Here is a 20,392-nt window from a genome sequence, read left to right as displayed (position 1 = left end):
ACCGGCCGCACTGTCGTAAGGATGAAATTCCGCGCGTCGAGCGATGCGAGGTTCGGCGTCCGATCCGTGCTGGCGCTGGTGGCGTTGACGATCGTGGCCGTCCCGTTCGGCGTGCTCCTGCTCCTGGTGCGGGCCAGGTGGGGGCCGCTGCTGTCCGTGGACAACGGTGTCCGTGAGGAGTTGTACCGCTACACCGTCGAGCATCCGGTCTTCGCCATGGCCATGAAGACGATGAGCACGGTCGGTTCCACACCGGTCTACCTCACGGTGTTCGCCTTCGTGGCGGGGTGGCTGCTGCACCGGCGCCACCCGAGGTCCGCGGCGTTCGCGGTGGTGACGGTGGCAGGCAGCGCCGTGCTCAACGCGATGGTCAAGAGAGCCGTTCAGCGCGCCCGCCCGGTGGTGACCGACCCGCTGACCACCGTGACCGGCCTGAGCTTTCCCAGTGGCCACGCCCAGTCTGCCGTGGTCACTTACGCGACGCTGTTGTTGCTCTTCTGGTCTCTGCTGCGATCCATGTGGCGGCGAGTCGCCGTGTCCGTCGCGGCGGTGATGGTGCTTGGCATCGGCCTGTCCCGAGTCGCCTTGTCGGTGCACTACGTCTCCGACGTCTTCGCGGGGTACGTTCTCGGGATGGCCTGGGTCGTCGCGACGACCGCGCTGTTCCACACCTGGATCCAGGAGCTCCGCCCGGGGGTTCACCGCACCTGGTGACGTCCGGAACAGGTTGAGCGCACCGATCACCTGCTCACGCGGCCGCATCGGCACCGCGTCGACCGCGGTGAACCCCTGCGCGCGAGTCGCGATCACGAACCGGGGCCGGCGTTGCGGCGCTGCACCCAGGTCATCGCATCCAAGCTCGAAGCGGTCGACGGCCGCGCCGTCGACCGCCTCAAGCAGTTGGTGCGGGGCAGCGTGAGCGTACTGGTCGAGCAGTTTCCGTTCGTGACGCTGCTGTTGCGAGTATGTGGAAACAGCGAGACGAAACGGCAGGCGCCGGCCCGCCGCCGCGGCGTTCGACGGGTCACCGGCGGTCGATGACCCGCTGGAGCTTCCCGGTGGACCGTTCCAGGGTGCCCGGCGGCAGGATCTCGACGCTCACCGTGACGCCGATGTCGTTCTTGATCTTTGCGACTATCTCGTTGCCGGACATGGCATGCGCGGCTTCGACCCGCACGGTGAGGTGGTCCATCCGGTCCGCTTTGGACAGCACGAGCTGGAAGTGCGGCGCGGTGCCGGGGGTGGTGAGAACGATCTCCTCGATCTGGGTCGGGAACACGTTGACGCCGCGCAGGATGATCATGTCGTCGGTGCGGCCGGTCACCTTGGTCATCCGGCGGAACGGTGGATGTGCGGTACCGGGCAGCAACGTCGTCAGGTCGCGGGTGCGGTAGCGGATGATCGGCATGGCCTGCTTGGTCAGCGATGTGAACACCAGCTCGCCCTGTCCTTGGAGTGACTGCCCGTTCACCGCGTCGACCACCTCGGGGTAGAAGTGGTCCTCCCAGATGTGCAGGCCGTCCTTCGTCGACGAACTCTCCTGCGCCACGCCGGGACCGATCACCTCGGACAACCCGTAGATGTCGACGGCGTCCAACGCGAACCGGCTCTCGATCTCGGTTCGCATCTGCTCGGTCCACGGTTCGGCGCCGAACACGCCGACCCGCAGCGAAGTGGCCGCGGGGTCGAGGCCGGCGCGTTCGAACTCGTCCAGCAGCGTGAGCAGGTACGAGGGCGTGACCATGATGATGTCCGGCTTGAGGTCGGTGATCAGGCGGACCTGCCGCGAGGTCATCCCACCGGATGCCGGGATCACCGTGCAGCCCAGGCGCTCGGCGCCGTAGTGGGCGCCGAGACCTCCGGTGAACAGGCCGTACCCGTACGCCACGTGCACTTTGTCGCCGGGACGGGCGCCCGCCGCCACCAGCGACCGGGCCATCACGTCCGACCACGTGCTGATGTCGGCGGCGGTGTAGCCGACGATGGTCGGCTGCCCGGTCGTGCCGCTGGACGCGTGGATGCGGCTGACCTCGTGCTCCGGCACGGCGAACATGCCGTACGGGTAGCTGTCGCGCAGGTCCTGCTTGGTGGTGAACGGGAACTTCGCGAGGTCGTCGAGGCCGCGGCAGTCGTCGGGATGCACTCCGGCCGCGTCGAACTTCCGCCGGTACAGCGGAACGTTCGTGTACGCGTGCCGAAGTGTCCACTGGAGACGCTCGAGCTGAAGCGCGGCCAGCTCGTCGGTGCTGAAGGTGGGGATCATTTTTCGTGGGGTGCCTTGTAGGTCTTGGCCTGGTCGGCCTCGAACAGTTGCTGCACGTACTTCTGGCCGCCCGGTGCCGAGGCGTCGGGCTGGGCCACGTACACCTGACGGGTCGCGGGCGCCCCTGCCTTGCCGAAGTCCAGTGAGGCGACCAGGTCGCCGGTGTCGGCGGAGGTCGTCTGCTGCATCGCCGCGTGGATGCCGTCGCGCGTCAGGTCCTTGTTCTCACAGGCCTTCTTGAGCACCGTGCCCCAGACCTCGGCGACGGCGTACCCGTACGGAACGCCGGCGTGCGGCGGCTCCTTGAACCCTGCCGCGATGTACTTCGCCGCGATCTCCTTCGCCTTCGGGATGTCCGCGGAGAACGGCACCGTGCTGGCCACGACGTACATCTTGTCCAGTGCACCGGCAGCGGGACTCTGGTGCAGAACCGGGTCGAAGCTGGGGTTGTTGCCCAGGATCGGGACGTTCAGCCCGAGCGCTTTGTTAGCCGCGGCGACGGAACCGGTCTGGGTGGGCGTGGTCGTCAGCAGGATCGCCTTGACGCCCTGGCCCTTGAGTCCGGTGACCACGTTGGTCAGGTCGGTGTCGGTGGAGGTGATCTTGACCTCGGAGAGTTTCAACCCGTGCTGCTGGGCGTAGTACTTCGAGCCGCGCAGGCCGTTCGCGCCGTACTCGCCGTCGACGTAGATGTGCCCGACCGCGTCCCCGTCGGCGATCATGCCCTGTTTCTGCAGGTAGCTCAGTCCGTCGATCATCTCGACGTCGTAGGTGGTGCCGACGATCATCACGTACGGGTTGCTGAGCAGCTCGGACGACCACGAGGCCGGGGTTGTGGTCAGTTTGTCGGTCTCGAGGTTCTTGCCGAGCGCGGCCATGATCGGCGAGCCGACCAGCTGCACGAACCCGAGCACCTTCGGCTCGATCTGCGGGTAGAGCGTCTTCGCGGTGTCGGCCTTGTAGCCGTGGTCGACGATCTCCAGCTCGACCTGGCGCCCGCACACGCCGCCCGCCGCGTTGAAGTCCTTGGCCCACAGCTCGTTGCCGTGGGTGATGGCGGTGGCCAGGCTCTTGAACGGGCCTGTCTGGTCGGTCATCACGCCGAGCGTGATCTCGGTGTCGGTCACGCCGACGCCGGACTTCACCCCGCCCGAGCTCGTGTCCGTCGCGGTGCCTGCTTTCGTGCTGCACGCGGTGAGCAGCAACAGCGATGCCACCAGCACTCTCTTCATCGTCTCAACTCCTTGAGTCTGCGGCCGAGGGCGGCGAGCCCGCCGGGTTCGAACAGCACGACGAGCACGATGGCGGCGCCGTAGACGAAAGAACTGACCAGCACCGGCGTGATCGAACCGGTGAACCAGCCGAGGTCGGTGGAGTAGAGCGTCAACAACTGCGGCAGGCCGAAGACGACGAGCGCACCGACCACCGCGCCCGTCACGGAGCCGAGTCCGCCGATGATCACCATCGCGAGGAACGCGATCGAGGTGTTCACGCCGTAGGTGCCGAACTCGCTCTCATCGGGCTTGAGAATGTCGAACCACAGCACCGTCATCACGCCTGCCAGCCCCGCATACGCCGACGACACCGCGAACACCGCTGCTTTGGTGCGTGCCACGTCGACACCCATCGCCGTGGCGGCGGCCTCGTTGTCCCGCACCGCCCGCCAGGATCGGCCGGCTCTCGTGCGGACCGCGCCCCGCGCCAGCAGATACGCGATCGCCAGCAGCGCCAGGAACAGGTACCAGATCCGTTCGGCACCGCGGATCGGCAAGCCTGCGATCGCGAACTCACCGGAGTTGGAGAACGAGAACCCGAACAGCTCGAACGCCGCCGGGGCGCGTCCGGTGGAGGTGCCGCCGGTCAGCGTCTCCCACTCCTGCCCCAGATAGAGCCCCAGGAACACCAGTGCGAGCGAGGCGACGCCGAGGTAGATCCCCCGGAGACGGCCTGCCACGGGTGCGAACGCCATTCCGGTCAGTGCCGTGATCACCACCGCGCCGACCAACGCGAGCAGCGGATCCAGTCCCAGCCCGACGAGGTTGTCGCCCGGTCCGGAAAGGACGGTGTACGAGGTTGCGCCGACCAGCAGGAAGAACCCGTGCGCCAAGGACAGTTGCCCGGCCTGACCGGTGAGCAGCGTCAGCCCGATCGCGCCCACCGCGCCGATCATCATGTACTGACCGGCCTTGAGCCACTGCGCTTCGAGGTAGAGCGGCAACGCGAGCAGCACGAGCACACCCGCGAGCCAGAGAAGTCGTTTAGACACGGGTTGTCTCCCTCGTGCCGAACAACCCGGCCGGCCTCGCCACGAGAACCACGAGCATCACCAGGAAGATCGCGCTCTTGGCGAAGGCGAACGAGATGTAGTGCGTGGACAGCGCGTCGACCAGCCCCACGGTGATGCCGCCGACGATCGCGCCAGCCGTGGAGTCGAGACCGCCGATGATCGCGGCGGGGAACGCGGCCAGCGCGATCGAGTGCGTGCCGCGGGACAGGCCGGAGCCGGAGAAGTCCTGGGTGGCGATGAACAGCACCGCGATCCCGGCCAGCAGCCCCGCGACCAGCCAGACCGACGCGGTGACACGCGCGCTCCGGATCCCTGCCAGTGCGGCGGCCTCCCGGTTCTCCGACTGGGCGCGCATCGCGATGCCCCAGCTGGAGTACCGCTGCAGCAGGAAGAACCCGGTGATCAGCACGGTCGCGACGAGCAACGCCACCAGGTGAGTGCGGAAGAGCGTGATGCCACCGATCTGCAGCGGCTGGGCGTCCCAGGCGTCACCGATGAACGGCAGCGAGACGCCCAGTCGCCGCACCACCTCCTCGGTGATGATCACGTCTATGCCGATGGTCAGCAGTGCGAGGCTGAACGGGTCGGCGTGCCTGGATCGGGCCAGCAGCAGCCGTTCGACGGCCAGCGCGAGCAGGCCGGCGCTCAGGATTCCGAGGACAGCCGCGCCGGCCCAGCCGAGCGTGTCCCTGGTGACCAGCACGAGGTAGCCGCCGAAGAGCACGAGCGAGCCGTGGGCGAAGTTCACCACCTCGGTCGCCTTGAAGATCACCACGAACCCCAGTGCGAGCAACGCGAACACCGCGCCCTTGCCGAGTCCGTTCACGAGCAGCTGCACGAAGGTCGTCACGTCGTCACCCCGAGATAGGCCTTGATCACGCCGGGATCGTTCTGCACCTCGGCCGGGGTGCCGTCGGCGATCACCCGCCCGAAGTCGAGCACGGTGACCCGGTCGGCGATGCCCATGACCAGCTCCATGTCGTGTTCCACCAGCAGGACGGCGATGCCGAGATCGGCGCGGATCTGGCCGATCGTGGCCGCGAGTGCGGCGGTCTCCTCTGGGTTCAGCCCGGCCGCGGGTTCGTCGAGCAGGAGCAGCGACGGCTCGACGGCGAGCGCCCGTGCGATGTCCACCTTCTTCACCACGCCGTACGGCAGCGCGCCCACGGACTGGTCGACGGTGTCACCGATGCCGAGGAAATCGCAGATCTCCTTGGCACGTGCGCAATGCCGTCGTTCTTCCCGGCGCGTCAGCCCGAGTCCGCACGCGAGGAACCCGCCGCGAGTCAGCACGTGCCGGCCGAGCAGCACGTTGTCGAGCACCGTGGAGTGCGAGGAGAGCGCGGTGTTCTGGAAGGCTCGCCCGACCCCCAGCCTGGCGAGACGGTGCGGCCGGACGCGGGTCAGGTCCTCGTCACCCAGTCTGACGAGACCGGAGGTCGGCCGGTAGAGACCGCTGATCACGTTGAAACAGCTGGACTTCCCGGCGCCGTTCGGGCCGATCAACGCGTGCAGCGAACCGGGGGAGACGGTGAACGAGACCTCGTCGAGCGCGACCAGACCGCCGAATCTGAGGGTCACCTTGTCGACGTGCAGCATCACGACCACCTGGCCAGGGACCGACGTTCGTGCGCGGGCACACCCAGGTAGTGGTGGTGGACGTGGTCGGCGATCTCGGCGGACGGTCCGGACGCGGCGACGGTGCCGACGTTCAGCACGACAGCGCGGTCGGCGACCTCCAGTGCCATCGCGGCGTTCTGCTCGACGAGCACGACCGCGGTGCCCTGGGCGTGGATCTCGCGGATGGTCTCGCCGATCCGCTCGACCATCTTGGGTGCCAGTCCCAGCGACGGTTCGTCGAGCAGCAGGAGCTTCGGCCCCGACATCAACGCCCGGCCGATCGCGAGCATCTGTTGTTCGCCACCGGAGAGCAGACCCGCCTTCTGGGACGCGCGGTCCGCCAGCACGGGGAAGAGCGCGTGGACCCGTTGCCCAGCCGCTGCCCGGTCCGCCGCAGACCGGGCAGCGACCCCTCCGGCACGGAGGTTCTCGGCGACGGTCATCCGACCGAAGATCTGGCGCCCTTCCGGAACGCCGACAACGCCGAGACGGACGATCTCAGCTGGATCGAGCCCGTCGGTCCTGGCCGATCCGTAGTGGACTGTTCCGGCGAGCACCGAGCCCCGGTGCAGCCGCAGCGTTCCCGAGATCGCGCGAAGCAGAGTGGACTTTCCCGCGCCGTTCGTGCCGAGCACCGCCAGCACGCCGTCGCCGGGAACGTCGAGATCCACGCCGTGCAGTGCCGTCACCGAACGGCCGTAGCGCACCCGCAGATTCCGGACTGTCAGCACTGACATCCCTCCGCTCCTGTCGGCCGACAGTCTGCGGAGAACCCGGTGCGTCCCCACACCCCCAGGTGGAGAGGTCGGTTATAACAAACCGGCCTCGCTGGCCTTGCCGATGGCCTCAACCCTGTTGCGCGCGCCCAACTTGTGCAGCGCGGACTGCAGATAGGTCTTCACCGTGTTGCGGGTCAGGCCGGTCGACTCGGCGATCTCGGGATTTGTGCGCCCCTGCGCGGCGAACCTGAGCACCTCGTACTCACGCCGCGTCAACCCGCTGCGCGCCAACGCTTCCGAGCGTTGAGCGTGGTGTGGCGCGATCCGCGGATCGATGATCCGCTCGCCGTGCAGCACCTGTCGCAACGCCGCCATCAGGTCCGTGCCCGCGACGTCCTTGACCAGAGCGCCGTTCGCGCCTGCTTCCAGGGAGGCCGTGATGCCGTGGTGGTCGGCGTGCGCGGTGAAGACGACTATCTTGGCGGGCGGGTGGACCTTGCGCAGTTCCGCGATGACCTCTGGCGCCAGCATGTCCGGCAGCCGCAGGTCGAGCAGCACGAGATCGGGCTTCAGCTGGGTGATCCGTTCGATCGCGGCACGCCCGGACTCGGCGGAACCGATGATCCGAAGCGTCGGATCCGACTGCAGCAGCAACGTCACTCCGTCGCGCACGACCGGGTGGTCGTCCACCACGAACACGCTCGCCGTCATCGCGGCAGCCAGCCGCGCAGCGTGCAGCCTCCGTCGTCGTCCCGGACGAGGCTCACGTGCCCGCCGAGGCGCACGGCACGTTCGGCGAGCGTCCTGATACCGAGGCCGCTGCCGGGCGTGGTTGTCGCGTCTCCGGTGCCGTCGTCGGCGACGACCACGTGCACACCACCGTCCTCGCACGAGCCGAGACTGACGATCACAGACTGCGGGTTGGCATGTTTCTCGACGTTCAGCAGGCCTTCCCTGACCACCGCCACGAGCAGCGTCGTGCGCTCGGCGTCGAGCGGTGCCACGTTGCCCAGCTGGACGAACCGCGCCGGCACACCGGTCCGGGCCTCGAACGACCGGGCGTACTCTGCGATCTCCACCGGCAGCGCCCGTTCCGGCGTCGTCTCGGCCATCACGAGCAGCGACTCCCGCAACGCGTTGGAAGCCGCGGAGACGTCGCACTCCAGCTTCCGCAGCCGATCGGCCATCGCCGGATTGTCCTCAATGGACCTGTGCAGGTCGCGGACCTGGACCCCGATCAGGAACAGCATCGCGCCGACCGAGTCGTGCAGGGCGCTCTGCATCCGCTGGCGTTCGGCGGCGACCGCGTCGGCCTCGCGGGCCTCCGTCGCGTCGGCGATGCGCAGCGCGGTCGCGGCCTGCCCCGCGATCTCGTGCATCCGGTCGACCGCGAAGTCGCCGAACGTGGCGGACTTGCGCATGGCGGCGTAGGCGATCGCGAGAGTCTGACCCTCCCGGTCGATGATCGGCACCGTGAGCATCCCGCCGATGCCCTCATGCCGCACCTGCGCGTCGAAGTGATGCGTGATGGCGGGTGAGCTGACGTAGTCGGTGACCCGCACGGCGGTGCCCAGGGCGAGCGCCCGGCCGCCGATGCCCTGGCCGATCGGCACGACCAGGTTCTGCAGCTGGTCGGTCCTCGTGCCGGACATCCACCTGACGACGGCCCGGTCCGGGGTCTCCACGTCCGCGACGAACCCGGAGTCGGCGCCGACCATCGTCCGGATCAGCCTGGCGGTGCCGTGCATGGCCACCACCCGGTCCATCACGGTGAGCAGCCCGTCGCGCTCGCGCAGCAACTCGTCGAGCGCGGTGAGACGCTCGGCGACCCGGTCCGCGGCACGCTCGACGGTCATCCGGTGACCTTCGCACATCGGGGTTCGAACACGGTATCTCCAGGTGGAGAGGCTCCTCAGTACGTCATCCCGCCGTAGATGAACGCGGCGAGCGCGTCCTCGTCGGCCTTCGTCGTGCCGAGGTGCAGCGAGTTGTAGCAGTAGAGCTCCAGCAGGCTGATGATCATCGCCGCGACCCCCGCCGCGTCGGCGATCGGCCTGCCGAAGTGCGCACGGGTCTCGGCGACGTGGTCACGCCAGATCTTGAGGTCACCCTCGCGGATCTGCTCGCGCAGGACCGCGAACTGGGGATCGGACGCGGCCGCCTCGTAGATCGCGACCATCTCCGGCAGGTAGTCGCGATAGGTCTGGCAGTAGGCCCTGATGTGCTTGCGGACGTCCTCTTCCGTCGTCATGGTGTGGTGATCGCCGGACGAGTGCACGACGTGCGAGCGCCGTGCGGTGAGGAAGTCGTCCGCGAGTGCCTTGAGCAGGGCCGGCTTGGACTCGAAGTAGCGGTAGATGCCGCCGGCGGCCCTGCCGGCCTCCTCGGTGATGTCGGTGATCTTCGTGATCGTGTAACCCTGCCTGGCGAACACCCTGCGCGCCGCGTCCTTGAACTCCTCCGCCGCCCTGGTCATGAGAAGAACAGTTCGGCGGGGGAGTCGACCAGGATCCGCCGCAGGTCGGCGGGTGCCCAGCGGGGGAGGAGGTTGAGCAGCTCACCGGTGTCGCGCCGGCCGTCGGGCAGGTGCGGCCAGTCCGAACCCCACACCAGCCGGTCGGGCCGGGCCTGGACCAGTGCGGCCACCAGTGGTTCCACAGTGGACAGTGGCAGGTTCTTGGCCAGCCGGTACGCGCCGGACAGTTTGATCCAGCAGTTGCCCTCCGCCAGCAGTCCGACGAGCTTCGCCGTGTCGAGTCCGTAGCCGATGTGGTCGACGACGTACGGCACGCGCAGGCGTGGCAGGAAGTCCAGCAGCCGCTCCAGCACCGCACCCGGCGTGTAGAACTGCAGGTGCCAGCCCCGCGGCAGGGCTCGTTCGGCCATCCGTTCGACGTAGCCGGTCAGGTCGGCGACCGGCCAGTCGGCCCGTGCGAAGAGGTCCAGCCGGATCGCCCGGACACCCAGCTCGTGGAACCGGTCCAGCTCGGCGTCGGGCAGGTCCTCCTCGATCCGCACGACCGCGCGGCACCGGCCACCGAGCTTCCGCAGGACGTCGAGGGTGAGGCTGTTGTCGTTGCCGTAGAAGGTCGGTTGCACCAGCACCATCCGTTCGACGCCCAGGAACCGCGTCACGGCGAGGTATTGGTCGAGAGTGCCGTCCGGGAACGTGTACTGGGGCTCGTCGACGTGCGGATAGCCGGCCTCGAACACGTGGAAGTGCGTGTCGCAGCTGCCCGGCGGGAGCACGAACGTGGGCCTGGTGTTGGTGCCGGCCGGGCGCATCGGCGTGGTCTGGGCGATCGTCATGAGAACTCCTTCAGAACCAGTCCGGCCCGTGCGGACGCGCCGGCGTACAGGAGATCGGTGTCGGTGCCGGTCATGAACAGCGGGCAGACGCCCAGGGGGAGCAGCGACTTCAGCAGCTGGAGATCTCCGACGCCGCCGAGCTGCAGCAGCTTGCCGTGCTCCCGGCACGCCTGCGCCACCTCGGCGACGTGCGAGCGGATGCGGGTGTGGTCGCCGGGAGATCCCAGCTCCGCGGTGAGGTCGTTCGCGCCGATGCCGAGCATGTCGACGCCGTCGATCGCGGCGATCTCGCGCGCGCCGGCGACGCCGTCCGGGGTCTCGACGAGGATCTGCACGATCGTCGACTCGTCCAGCCACGGGTTGAGCTCGGCCGCGGGCGTCGGGCGCATGTCCAGCATCGGCACCATCGCGAGCTGGGAGCGCTGGCCGCGCGGCGGAAACCGGCAGGCACGGGCGACCGTCCGCGCCTCCAGAGCCGTGTCGACGCGCGGCGCCACGATGCCCTGCGCGCCGCAGTCGAGGAGCCGGCCGATCGCGCCGTACTCGCGTTCCTGCACCCGCACGAACGGCGTGAGCCCCAGGTCGGCGGCGGTCGCGCAGAGCTGGGCGGCGACGTCGAGCGACATGGTGGAGTGCTCCAGGTCGATCATCACCGCGTGATGCCCGGTGGCCCTGGCGATGCGCACCACGTCCGGGGTCCGGCCGCTGCGGATCGGCAGCATCAGCGTCGGCCTGCCCTCGTGCAACCGCTGCAGGAACGAACTCACGGTGCGCCTCCCCGATCGTTGCTTGCGTCACAGCCAGGCACGACGCTACCGTGAAAATGAATTCAGATTCAACACTGCGAACGAGGTGGTGCGCGTGTCTCTCCTGACCGAGGTGTGGCGGATACCCACGTCGGGCGCCCGTGGCGTCACGCCGTTCACCATCGGTGACGGTGAGTTCCTGGCGATCCCGCAGCTCGCGATGGACGCCGAGGGCACCCCGCCAGGCATGAACGGCGGCGACAGCGACACGGACCTGCTGGTGCTCATCCGTGAGCCCGGCGGGTACGCCGAGTACCAGCGGATCCCGGCGCCGGGAGGCGAGGACGCCGAGGTCTTCACCGTCGACGGCACCGTCTACCTGGCGGTGGCGAGCATCCGGACGGGTCGCGGGCCGTACCGGTACGCGACGAACTCGGTGATCCACCGCTGGGACGGCGAGAAGTTCCAGCCGTTCCAGGAGATCCCGACGTACGCGGCCAAACAGTGGAAGCACTTCAGGATCGACGACCGGGACTTCCTCGCGCTGGCACAGGGCGTCACCGTGCGCCCGGAGGAGAACCGGCCGTCGGTGATCTTCGAGTGGAACGGTGCGGAGTTCGTGCCGTTCCAGGTCATCGACTCGCAGTGGTCGTACAACTGGCACCACTTCGAAGTGGACGGCGAGCACTACCTGGCGCACGCGGACCACGCCGCGCGGTCGGTGCTGTTCCGCTGGACCGGCGACCGGTTCGCGGAGCACCAGCCCCTGGCGCCGTCCGGCGGCCGGGCGTTCGCGACGTTCGAATCGGACGGCTTGCTCTACCTGGCGGTCGCGGTGATCGACCACGACTCGCTGCTCTACCGCTGGGACCACGGGGCGTTCACGCTGCACCAGGTTCTCGGCGGTCCCGGCGGCCGTGAGTTCGCCGTGTTCGGCAGCTACCTGATCCGCGTCAACTTCATCACGGGTCCACGGGAGAACCCCATGACCCGGCAGGAGTCACAGGTCTACGAGTGGGACGGAGAAGTGCTCGTGGACGTGGCGCACTTCCCGACCTCGGGCGGCACGGCCGTGTCGGTGATCGGTGACCTGGTCGCGGTGTCCAACAGCCTCACCGAGGACGTCCGGTTCCGCACCGACACGGTCATCTACCGGTGGACACCATGACGAGCCCTGAACTCACCGCGCTGTTCGAGACCTACACCGGCGGCCCCGACAACATCGGCGCCCGGCTCGCGCAGGCCCACCGGGAGTTGGCGAAGAACGACCCGCTGATCGTCGCGACCGGGCGTGACCTGGCGTTGTTCCCCGGCTCCGGCTGGCCGCCCGAGGTCGAGAGCTTCCGGCTTGGCACACGCGGGTTCAAGGAACTGACCGGGATCTCGCACCTCGGCCCCGCGGTCGGCTCCCTCGTGATGATCCGCGAGATGCGCGGTGACGCGTGGCGGCCGGACGGCGAGCAGTTGCTGGCCGACGTGCGGAAGGCCCGCGAGGCCAACAGCGTCGGGCTCTGGCAGGACGTGCTGGCCGTCGACGCGTTCCGCGGTCTCGAACAGCAGATCGCGGACATGGTCGACTACTCGTGCGCCGTCACCGCGAGATACCTCGAGCGCGCACTGTCCGAAGAGGACTATCTCTGCGCGGAGACGTTGCACCGGGACTACCTCGACGGCGGACCCGTCCCGATCAACCGCATGATGGTGGCGACGTTCTTCCTGGCCGGCATGGACGCGGCCCACCGAGTCCTGCGGTGGCTCGACGAGTGGGAACTCGACTGGCAGAACGCGATGGTGCTCATCGCGGGCAGGCAGGGCAGACCCACCGCCGGCGTCACCTGGAACACCAGCAGCGTCGCCACGTTCATCCTCGGCGCCGCCCGCGGCAAGCTCCCGCTCGAAAGGCTCTACATGGCGCCGCACGCGCCCGTGTTCGACACTCCCGTCGACGGCGACGTCTCGCAGGTGGCGGCGATGGAAACCGGCCTCCGCACGCTCTGGTCCAGCATCAGGGCGACCGTGGAGCTCGGCGGCACGATGTTCCCTGGCCACCCCCGGTTCGAACCCGACGGCCACACCCCGTCCGTCATCCGGTCCGCCACTGACTTCTCCGCGCTCGTCGGCAGGTTGCGCCTCGTGCTCGAGGACCCGCGTCAGCTGCTGTCCGCGGCGGTCACCGACTTCGCGGTGGACCAGCTGGTGGCGAACGACAACGACCCGGCGAAAGTCGTCGTGCCGGGCCTCACCGGAGTCCACTACCCGGTCCAGAACTGATTCGGCACAGCCTTGATCTGGAGAACCTCATGCAACGGCGCATCCCAGAACTCAGCAGGCGAACGTTCCTCCTCGGCTCCGGTGCCGTGCTCCTGACAGCGTGCAGCGGCGGCACAACGAGCGGTGGAGGCTCCGGACCACTCCGGATCGGTGCCTCGCTGCCGCTGACCGGCCCGGTCGCGGACGTGTCCAAGCCCGGCTACCAGGGCTACCAGGCGTGGCAGAAGAAGATCAACGCGGCCGGCGGGTTGCTCGGCAGGCAGGTCGAGTTCGTCGTCCTCGACGACGGCTTCGACCAGAACACCGTGGTGGCCAACTACAACCGCCTGATCAGCCAGGACCGGGTGGACCTGCTGCTCGGCACCTTCTCGTCGTTCCTGAACCTGCCCGCGTCCACCATCGCCGAACGGCACGGCATGCTCTACATCGAACCTTCCGGCGGCGCTGCGGAGATCTTCGAACGCGGCCTCAAGCGGCTCTTCTTCGCCCAGCCGGGCACGACCAAGGACGTGCCGGACCGGTTCGTGGACTACATCACCGCGCTGCCACCGGGTGATCGGCCGCGGACAGCGGCGTACTCGACGCAGAACGACCCGAGCGCGGACGTCCCGGTGCAGATCTTCCAGCAGAAGTTCGAGGCGCTCGGCATCAGAACTGTGCACAGCACGAACTACCCGGCGGACACGGCGAACTTCGACGCGATGGCCGCGACGATCGCCCAGGCGGCCCCGGATCTCGTGGTGCACGGCGCGGTGACCGCGGACGGCGTCGGCATGATCAGGTCGTTCCAGAAGGTCGGATTCAGCCCGAAGTTCCTCTTCCAGACCAAGTCACCGTCCGATCCGCTGACGTTCCCCGACGGCATCGGCAAGGGCAACACCGAGGGCATCTTCACCACCGCTGCCTGGCACCCGAAGGCGAAGACGCCGGGCAACGCCGAGTTCGTCGAGGCGTACAAGGCCCAGTTCAACGAGGAACCGACAGAGGACGCGGCCTCGTCCTACACGGCGACCCAGGTGCTGGAAGCCGGGGTGAAGGCCGTCGGGAAGATCGACCAGGACGCCATCGCGCAGTGGCTGCACGCCAACTCGGTGCCGACGGTCTCCGGGACCCTGGCGTGGGACGAACGCGGGGTGCCGAAGGCGTCGATGCTGCTGGTGCAGTGGCAGAAGGGCCAGATCGAGGTGGTCGCGCCCTCCGAGGCGGCGACCACCCAGAACGTCGTGCGCCCGAAGCCGGGGTGGGCGTGACGTGGTCACCTTCCTGCAGTCACTGGTGTTCGGGGTGCTGGTCGGCGGGGTGTACGCGCTCGCGTCGTCCGGTCTCTCGCTGATCTTCGGCGTGATGCGGATCGTGAACCTCGCGCACGGCGGCCTGATGGTCGCCGCCGCGTTCCTCACCTACACCATCTGGAACTCCACCGGGCTCGACCCGTTCCTCGCGATACCACTGGTGTGCGCGGCGCTGTTCGCGCTCGGGTGCCTGCTCTACCAAGGGGTCATCCGGTTCGCCTGGCGTGGTGGAGAGGCGTCGATCATCCTGGCGACGCTCGCGCTGGCGATGATCATCGAGGGCGTGCTGGCGCTGGTGTGGGGTGCGGAGCCGCACAACGTGACACCGTCCTATGTGAACTCCTCGTTCCGGCTCGGGCCGATCGTGTTCCCGGCCGTGCAGGCGATCGGGTTCGTCATCGCCTGTGTGCTGCTCGGCGCGCTGTACCTGCTGCTGAACGGGACCTGGCTCGGCAGGGGAGTGCGGGCTGCCGCGGCGAACCCGACGGGCGCGACGCTGACCGGTGTCCGGGTCGAGCGGGTCAACGTCGTCACGTACGCGATCGGCGTCGCGCTGACCGGGGCGGCCGGGGCGATCGTCTCGGTGCTCGCGCCGTTCATGCCGGACTCGGGTGACCGGTGGATCGGCATCGGCCTGGCGATCGTCGTGCTGGGCGGCATGGGCAGCCTCGCCGGTGGCCTGGCCGGCGCCCTGCTGTTCGGGATCGCGGAAACCATGACCACGACGTACGTCTCGACCGCCTGGGCCACGGCGGTGCCCTTCGTGGTGATCATCGCCGTGCTGCTGGTGCGTCCACAGGGGATCTTCGGGCGCACGACACGGAGGGACGTGATGGCCGGATGAGGAAGCTCCTTCCGCTGGGCGCGCTGCTGGTGGCGTGCGTGCCGCCGTTCTTCGTGGACAGCTACTACCAGAACATGCTGATCATGGTGTTCCTGCTGGCGATCATGGCCGGCGGCTGGAACGTCATGGGTGGCTACACCGGCTACATCTCCTTGGGGCACAGCGCCTTTCTCGGCGTCGGCGCGTACACCACGGGCATTCTCGCGAACGCCTGGGGCGTGTCGCCGTTCCTCACGGCACCGTTGGGCGGTGTCGCGGCGGGTGTGCTGGCCGCATTGCTCGGACTGGTGACGGCACGGGCTCGCGGCACGGTGTTCATCATCGTGACGTTCGCCCTGCTCGCGTTGCTCGGCATCGTCGCGGTGAACTGGTCTTCACTGACCAACGGCAGCCACGGCCTGGTCCTGGCGATCCCGACCTGGGACGCCGCCTATGCCAACTGGCCCTTCTACTACGCACTCCTCGGGTTGCTGGCACTGACGGTGCTGATGTCGTGGGCGATCCGCCGGAGCAGGTTCGGGATCGGCCTGCTGGCGATCCGCGACGATGAGGAGAAGGCCGCGGGCCTCGGCATCAACACCCCACGGCACAAGTTGCTGGCGTTCGTGGTCAGCAGTGTCCCGATCGGTGTCGCGGGCGGGATCTACGGCTACTACCTGTCGTTCCTCGACCCTCGCGCGATGTTCACGATCGTCGCGAGCATCACCCTGGTCCTCGCCGCCCTGCTCGGCGGCGCGGGCACGCTGTGGGGCCCGGTCATCGGCGCCCTGCTGGTCGAACCGTTCTCGCAATGGACCAACCAGCAGTTCACCGGACCTGACGCCGGTGCGTGGCGGCTGGTGCTGTTCGGCGGCGTGCTGCTGCTGGTCGTGTTGTTCCTGCCGCACGGAATCCTGCCGGAGATCCAGAAGCGCTTGAAGCGAACGCCTGCCACGGCACCGGTCGGCAAGCGCCTCGACCACCTGCCGGTCGCGCGGCCGTCCGGTCCCAGGACGTTCGGACCGGCCCTGCTGGAGGTCACCGGCCTGCACAAGGGCTTCGGCGGGCTGCGGGTGCTCGACGGGTGCTCGTTCGACGTGAAGCGCGGCTCGATCACCGGCCTGATCGGGCCGAACGGCTCCGGCAAGACCACCGTGTTCAACCTGGTCCACGGCCTCCTGCGCGCCGACTCCGGCACGATCTCGCGGCCGCCCCGCCTCGCCCGCACCTATCAGCTGACCCGTCTCTTCCCGCGCCTCACCGTGCGGGAGAACCTGCTCGCCGGTGCTCGCCGGCCGGAGAAGGCCATGGAGCTCCTGGAGTTCATCGGTCTCGCCGACTACGCCGACAAGCTCGCTGACAGCCTCTCCTACGGCCAGCAGAAGCTCGTCGAACTGGCCCAGGTGCTCATGCTCGACCCGGACCTCGTGCTGCTCGACGAACCCGCCGGCGGCATCAACCCGACCCAGATCGAGCAGATGGCGGGCCTGATCCGGCAGCTCAACTCGTCCGGAACCACCTTCCTGATCGTGGAGCACAACATGCCGCTCGTGCTGAGCCTGTGCGACGAGGTGCACGTGCTGGCCAACGGCCACCGCATCGCCTCCGGCACCCCGCAGGAGATCCAGCGGGACCCGCTCGTGCTGGACGCCTACCTCGGCGCGGACTTCCGGGAACTCCACGGGACGAACTCATGATCACCGTCGAGGGCGTGTACGCCGGCTACGGATCCGGCGATGTGCTGCAGGGCCTTGACCTCGTCGTCGAGGAGGGATCGGTGACGTGCGTCGTCGGTCCCAACGGCGCCGGGAAGTCGACGGTGCTGCGGACCCTGAGCGGCCTGCTGAAGCCACGACTGGGCCGGATCAGGCTGGGGGACAGGGTGATCAGCGGCCTGCACCCGGCGGACGTGCTGAGTGCCGGCGTGGTCCAGGTACCGCAGCAGAACGGGCTGTTCCCCGCGATGACCGTGCGGGAGAACGTCCTGCTCGGCGGCTACGTGCGGCGGCGCGACAAGGAGTTGTTGCGCCGTCGGTACGACGAGCTGACCGCGATGTTCCCGATCATCGCCGAACGAGCGGGCGACCCGGCGGGCAACCTGTCGGGTGGCCAGCGCCGGATGGTGGAGTTCGCCAGGGCGTTGATGATCGACCCGAAGGTGGTGCTGCTCGACGAACCGTCGCTCGGCCTGGATCCGAAGGCGCTCGAGTCGGTGCGCGACTCGGTCGCCGCCATGAGGGAGGCCGGGATGACCGTGCTGATGGTGGAGCAGAACGTGCGGTTCGGGCTGGGCATCGCGACACACGGCGTCGTCATGGAGAGCGGCAGGGTGCTGCTCACCGACACCGCTGAGGGGCTGTCGGCCAACGAGGAGATCGGGGAGCTGTTCCTCGGAGGTGTGCCGCGTTAGCGCGTGATGCCGCCGTAGACGAACCCGGCGAGCGTGTCGACGTGCTTCCGCGTCGCCTTGTCCTGCCGCAGCGTCGTGTAGCAGTAGCTCTCCAGCAGGCTCACCACCATGTCGGCGAGAACGCCGGAGTTGGTGGTGGGCACGCCGAGGTGCGCCCGCAGCTCCTTGATGTGGGCACGCCAGATCGTGAGGTCCCTGGAGCGGATCTGCTGCTGGATCTCGGCGAACTGCGGATCGGACGCGGCTGCCTCGTAGATCGCCACCATCTCGGCCAGGTAGTCCTGATAGGACTTCCAGTACGCCCGCACGTGGTCGCGGACGTCCTGCTCGGTCTCCATCGTGTGACCGTGGCCCGACGCGTGCACGACCCGCTCGTGCCGCGCCTCCAGGAAGTCGTCCGCCAGCGCCCGCAGCACCGCGGCCTTGGAGTCGAAGTAGCGGTAGATGCCGCCGGTGGCACGGCCGGCCTCCGCGGTGATGTCGGTGATCTTCGTGGCGGTGTAGCCCTGCCTGGCGAAGACCCGCCGGGCCGCGTCCTTGAACTCCTCGGCCGCGCGGTCCGACTTCGACGTGGTCACCAAGGCCTCCTGTTGAAAGTGACGTCACTTTCAACTGTACGTCCTGGCCACCAGCGTCAGAACGTCGTAGGTCGCGACCGGCGCGTCGTCCTGGTTCGTGACGACGGCGTCCCAGCGGACTTCGCCGTAGTCGGCGTTGGCGCGCGGCGTGATCTCCTTGACCGTCAGCTTCACCGCGATGACGTCACCGGCCTTCACCGGCGTGAGGAACCGCAGGTGGTCGACACCGAAGTTGGCCAGCACCGGACCGGGCCGGGGTTCGACGAACAACCCGGCCGCCAGCGACACCACCAGGTAGCCGTGCGCGACGATGCCGCCGAACAACGGGTTGGCCGCCGCCGCTTCCGGATCGGTGTGCGCGTAGAAGGTGTCGCCGGTGAACTCGGCGAAGTGGTCGATGTCGGCGAGCGTGACCTGCCGGGTCGCGGACACGACGGTGTCGCCGATCCTCAGTCCCTCCAGGCTCTTGCGGAACGGGTGCACCTCGTCGACGAACCGCTTCGACCCGGTCGTCCACCGGCCGGTGATCGCGGTGAGCATGTCCGGCGAGGCCTGCACGGCGGTGCGCTGCATGTGGTGCAGGACGCTGCGGATGCCGCCCAGCTCCTCGCCGCCACCCGCACGGCCGGGGCCGCCGTGCACGAGCATCGGCAACGGGCTGCCGTGCCCGGTCGACTCGGCCGCGTCGTCGCGGTTGAGCACCAGGATCCGGCCGTGCCACGGCGCGGTGCCGAGCACGATCCGCCTTGCCACACCGGGATCGTTCGTCACGAGGGACCCGACCAGACTGCCCTTGCCCCGCGCCGCCAGTTCGATTGCTTCGGACGCTGTGCGATAGGTGAGCACGGTGCTGACCGGCCCGAACGGTTCGATGTCGTGCGGCTCGGCGGCGCCAGGCCAGGCGCGGAGCAGAACGGGGGAGAGGAACGCGCCGCGCTCGGCGTCGGCGTCGATCAGGTCAGCTGGGCGGTCGCCGAACACGACATCGGCGGCGTTGCGCAGCGACTCGATCGCCCTGCGGACGTCCTGGCGCTGACCGAGCGACGCCAGCGGGCCCATCCGCACGCTCTCGTCCGCCGGATTGCCCACGGTGATCTCGGCGAGCCGGGCGATGATCGCGTCGACGACGGCATCGGCGATCGGCTCTGGCACGATCGCGCGCCGGATCGCTGTGCACTTCTGACCGGCCTTCACCGTCATCTCGGTGACGACGCCCTTGACGAACAGGTCGAACTCGGGGTGGTCGACCGTGACATCGGGTCCGAGGATCGAGCAGTTGAGCGAATCCGCTTCCACACCAAGGCGTACACCACCGTGCTGCACGTTCGGGTGGTTGCGCAGAATGCTCGCCGTGTGCGCGGACCCGGTGAAGGCGACGGAGTCCTGCTCGTTCAGTTCGTCGAGCAGGCCACGCGGGCTGCCGGACAGCAGCTGCAGCGAGCCTTCCGGGAGGATGCCGGACTCGACGATCCGCCGGACGACGGCCTCGGTCAGGTAGGCGGTCTGGCTCGCCGGCTTCACGATGCTGGGCAGCCCGGCGAGGAACGCGGGCGCGAGCTTCTCCAGCATGCCCCACACCGGGAAGTTGAACGCGTTGATCTGCACCGCGACACCCGGTCGCGAGGTGTGCAGATGCTGGCCGAGGAACGTGCCCTCGCGGCCGAGCCGCTCCAGGCCGCCGTCCAGCACGACGGTGTCGTTCGGCAGTTCGCGCACGCCTTTGCTCGCGTAGCTGAACATCGTGCCGAACCCGCCGTCGATGTCGACCGTCGAGTCGCGCCTCGTCGCGCCGGTGCGGAACGACAGTTCGTACAGGAAGTCCTTGTCCGCGCTGAGGTGCCTGGCCAGTTCCTTGAGCAGCAGGGCGCGCTGGTGGAACGTCAGCGCGCGGATGGCAGGGCCTCCGACGTGCCGCGCGTGCTCGACCATGGCCCGCAGATCGAGCCCGTCGCTCGACAGGCGCGCGACCACCTCGCCGGTCGTGGCGTCCAGCAGCGGTTCGCCCTCGGCCTTGGCCCGGAACCAGCTCCCGGCGGCATAGCTCTCCAGCAAAGCGGTCACGGTCGAGAGTCCT

At 68.6% G+C, this 20,392-nt stretch carries 21 protein-coding genes; 8 read left to right on the top strand and 13 right to left on the bottom strand.

Annotated elements, in window-relative coordinates:
- Positions 1–21: 21 nt before the first annotated feature.
- Both SK803_RS20710 and SK803_RS20705 read left to right on the top strand, forming a co-directional pair.
- Positions 22–714: a phosphatase PAP2 family protein gene (locus SK803_RS20710; protein WP_319967679.1), complete on the top strand. Its 693-nt coding sequence runs from the start codon at positions 22–24 to the stop codon at positions 712–714.
- Between the two features lie 111 nt (positions 715–825).
- The gene (locus SK803_RS20705) at positions 826–1,041 is read left to right on the top strand and encodes a hypothetical protein (protein WP_406601556.1); all 216 of its coding nucleotides are present in this window, start codon (positions 826–828) and stop codon (positions 1,039–1,041) included.
- On the opposite strand, the gene paaK is transcribed toward SK803_RS20705, so the two are convergent.
- The 11 genes from paaK to SK803_RS20650 all read right to left on the bottom strand — a co-directional run bounded on the left by paaK (position 1,025) and on the right by SK803_RS20650 (position 10,965).
- The gene (gene paaK, locus SK803_RS20700; RefSeq protein WP_319967678.1) at positions 1,025–2,263 is read right to left on the bottom strand and encodes a phenylacetate--CoA ligase PaaK; all 1,239 of its coding nucleotides are present in this window, start codon (positions 2,261–2,263) and stop codon (positions 1,025–1,027) included. The two genes, SK803_RS20705 and paaK, sit on opposite strands and share 17 nt — an antisense overlap.
- Complete coding sequence (locus tag SK803_RS20695; protein ID WP_319967677.1) at positions 2,260–3,495, bottom strand: ABC transporter substrate-binding protein; 1,236 nt, start codon at positions 3,493–3,495, stop codon at positions 2,260–2,262. Before SK803_RS20695 ends, paaK begins: the two co-directional genes overlap by 4 nt.
- Positions 3,492–4,529 carry a branched-chain amino acid ABC transporter permease gene (locus SK803_RS20690; protein WP_319967676.1) on the bottom strand — a complete coding sequence of 346 codons (1,038 nt, stop codon included), beginning with the start codon at positions 4,527–4,529 and terminating at the stop codon, positions 3,492–3,494. Before SK803_RS20690 ends, SK803_RS20695 begins: the two co-directional genes overlap by 4 nt.
- Positions 4,522–5,400, bottom strand: coding sequence for a branched-chain amino acid ABC transporter permease (locus tag SK803_RS20685; protein ID WP_319967675.1), 879 nt, complete (start codon positions 5,398–5,400; stop codon positions 4,522–4,524). Before SK803_RS20685 ends, SK803_RS20690 begins: the two co-directional genes overlap by 8 nt.
- Complete coding sequence (locus SK803_RS20680) at positions 5,397–6,149, bottom strand: ABC transporter ATP-binding protein (protein WP_319967674.1); 753 nt, start codon at positions 6,147–6,149, stop codon at positions 5,397–5,399. The genes SK803_RS20685 and SK803_RS20680 overlap by 4 nt, the downstream gene beginning before the upstream one ends.
- On the bottom strand, positions 6,149–6,901 hold the full coding sequence (locus SK803_RS20675; protein ID WP_319967770.1) for an ABC transporter ATP-binding protein: 753 nt from the start codon (positions 6,899–6,901) through the stop codon (positions 6,149–6,151). The genes SK803_RS20680 and SK803_RS20675 overlap by 1 nt, the downstream gene beginning before the upstream one ends.
- A 78-nt stretch (positions 6,902–6,979) precedes the next feature.
- The gene (locus SK803_RS20670; RefSeq protein WP_319967673.1) at positions 6,980–7,600 is read right to left on the bottom strand and encodes a response regulator transcription factor; all 621 of its coding nucleotides are present in this window, start codon (positions 7,598–7,600) and stop codon (positions 6,980–6,982) included.
- Positions 7,597–8,745, bottom strand: coding sequence for a GAF domain-containing sensor histidine kinase (locus tag SK803_RS20665; protein WP_319967672.1), 1,149 nt, complete (start codon positions 8,743–8,745; stop codon positions 7,597–7,599). Before SK803_RS20665 ends, SK803_RS20670 begins: the two co-directional genes overlap by 4 nt.
- 56 nt (positions 8,746–8,801) lie before the next feature.
- Positions 8,802–9,365, bottom strand: coding sequence for a TetR/AcrR family transcriptional regulator (locus SK803_RS20660; RefSeq protein WP_319967671.1), 564 nt, complete (start codon positions 9,363–9,365; stop codon positions 8,802–8,804).
- Positions 9,362–10,198 carry an amidohydrolase family protein gene (locus SK803_RS20655; protein ID WP_319967670.1) on the bottom strand — a complete coding sequence of 279 codons (837 nt, stop codon included), beginning with the start codon at positions 10,196–10,198 and terminating at the stop codon, positions 9,362–9,364. The genes SK803_RS20660 and SK803_RS20655 overlap by 4 nt, the downstream gene beginning before the upstream one ends.
- Entirely contained in the window at positions 10,195–10,965 is a 771-nt protein-coding gene (locus SK803_RS20650) for an HpcH/HpaI aldolase family protein (RefSeq protein WP_319967669.1), read from the bottom strand. The genes SK803_RS20655 and SK803_RS20650 overlap by 4 nt, the downstream gene beginning before the upstream one ends.
- Before the next feature lie 94 nt (positions 10,966–11,059).
- Between SK803_RS20650 and SK803_RS20645 the strand changes: the two genes are divergently transcribed.
- Genes SK803_RS20645 through SK803_RS20620 form a run of 6 tightly spaced genes read left to right on the top strand, consistent with a single transcriptional unit; the run spans position 11,060 to position 17,740 of the window.
- Positions 11,060–12,112: a hypothetical protein gene (locus tag SK803_RS20645; protein WP_319967668.1), complete on the top strand. Its 1,053-nt coding sequence runs from the start codon at positions 11,060–11,062 to the stop codon at positions 12,110–12,112.
- Entirely contained in the window at positions 12,109–13,215 is a 1,107-nt protein-coding gene (locus SK803_RS20640; protein ID WP_319967667.1) for a DUF5624 domain-containing protein, read from the top strand. Before SK803_RS20645 ends, SK803_RS20640 begins: the two co-directional genes overlap by 4 nt.
- Before the next feature lie 29 nt (positions 13,216–13,244).
- Entirely contained in the window at positions 13,245–14,465 is a 1,221-nt protein-coding gene (locus SK803_RS20635) for an amino acid ABC transporter substrate-binding protein (protein WP_319967666.1), read from the top strand.
- A gap of 1 nt (position 14,466) precedes the next feature.
- On the top strand, positions 14,467–15,351 hold the full coding sequence (locus tag SK803_RS20630; protein WP_319967665.1) for a branched-chain amino acid ABC transporter permease: 885 nt from the start codon (positions 14,467–14,469) through the stop codon (positions 15,349–15,351).
- Positions 15,348–17,027, top strand: coding sequence for a branched-chain amino acid ABC transporter ATP-binding protein/permease (locus SK803_RS20625; RefSeq protein ID WP_319967664.1), 1,680 nt, complete (start codon positions 15,348–15,350; stop codon positions 17,025–17,027). Before SK803_RS20630 ends, SK803_RS20625 begins: the two co-directional genes overlap by 4 nt.
- Positions 17,024–17,740: an ABC transporter ATP-binding protein gene (locus SK803_RS20620; protein WP_319967663.1), complete on the top strand. Its 717-nt coding sequence runs from the start codon at positions 17,024–17,026 to the stop codon at positions 17,738–17,740. Before SK803_RS20625 ends, SK803_RS20620 begins: the two co-directional genes overlap by 4 nt.
- Here SK803_RS20620 and SK803_RS20615 read toward each other — a convergent pair.
- Positions 17,737–18,318: a TetR/AcrR family transcriptional regulator gene (locus tag SK803_RS20615; RefSeq protein ID WP_319967662.1), complete on the bottom strand. Its 582-nt coding sequence runs from the start codon at positions 18,316–18,318 to the stop codon at positions 17,737–17,739. The two genes, SK803_RS20620 and SK803_RS20615, sit on opposite strands and share 4 nt — an antisense overlap.
- 30 nt (positions 18,319–18,348) lie before the next feature.
- Positions 18,349–20,379, bottom strand: coding sequence for a phenylacetic acid degradation bifunctional protein PaaZ (paaZ, locus tag SK803_RS20610; protein WP_406601555.1), 2,031 nt, complete (start codon positions 20,377–20,379; stop codon positions 18,349–18,351).
- Between the last annotated feature and the right edge of the window lie 13 nt (positions 20,380–20,392).

It is taken from the genome of Lentzea miocenica (assembly GCF_033949945.1).
In the GTDB taxonomy this organism is placed as follows: Bacteria; Actinomycetota; Actinomycetes; order Mycobacteriales; family Pseudonocardiaceae; genus Lentzea; species Lentzea miocenica.
The sequence above is the reverse complement of the archived record's forward strand: the minus strand, read 5'-3'. Positions and strand labels throughout refer to the sequence as shown.

Bases quoted from the DNA above. Each gene is read 5' to 3' on its own strand.
- SK803_RS20710 (WP_319967679.1), top strand. From the start codon at position 22: ATGAAATTCCGCGCGTCGAGCGATGCGAGGTTCGGCGTCCGATCCGTG.
- paaK (WP_319967678.1), bottom strand. From the start codon at position 2,263: ATGATCCCCACCTTCAGCACCGACGAGCTGGCCGCGCTTCAGCTCGAG.
- SK803_RS20695 (WP_319967677.1), bottom strand. From the start codon at position 3,495: ATGAAGAGAGTGCTGGTGGCATCGCTGTTGCTGCTCACCGCGTGCAGC.
- SK803_RS20680 (WP_319967674.1), bottom strand. From the start codon at position 6,149: ATGCTGCACGTCGACAAGGTGACCCTCAGATTCGGCGGTCTGGTCGCG.
- SK803_RS20670 (WP_319967673.1), bottom strand. From the start codon at position 7,600: ATGACGGCGAGCGTGTTCGTGGTGGACGACCACCCGGTCGTGCGCGAC.
- SK803_RS20665 (WP_319967672.1), bottom strand. From the start codon at position 8,745: ATGACCGTCGAGCGTGCCGCGGACCGGGTCGCCGAGCGTCTCACCGCG.
- SK803_RS20660 (WP_319967671.1), bottom strand. From the start codon at position 9,365: ATGACCAGGGCGGCGGAGGAGTTCAAGGACGCGGCGCGCAGGGTGTTC.
- SK803_RS20655 (WP_319967670.1), bottom strand. From the start codon at position 10,198: ATGACGATCGCCCAGACCACGCCGATGCGCCCGGCCGGCACCAACACC.
- SK803_RS20640 (WP_319967667.1), top strand. From the start codon at position 12,109: ATGACGAGCCCTGAACTCACCGCGCTGTTCGAGACCTACACCGGCGGC.
- SK803_RS20635 (WP_319967666.1), top strand. From the start codon at position 13,245: ATGCAACGGCGCATCCCAGAACTCAGCAGGCGAACGTTCCTCCTCGGC.
- SK803_RS20625 (WP_319967664.1), top strand. From the start codon at position 15,348: ATGAGGAAGCTCCTTCCGCTGGGCGCGCTGCTGGTGGCGTGCGTGCCG.
- SK803_RS20620 (WP_319967663.1), top strand. From the start codon at position 17,024: ATGATCACCGTCGAGGGCGTGTACGCCGGCTACGGATCCGGCGATGTG.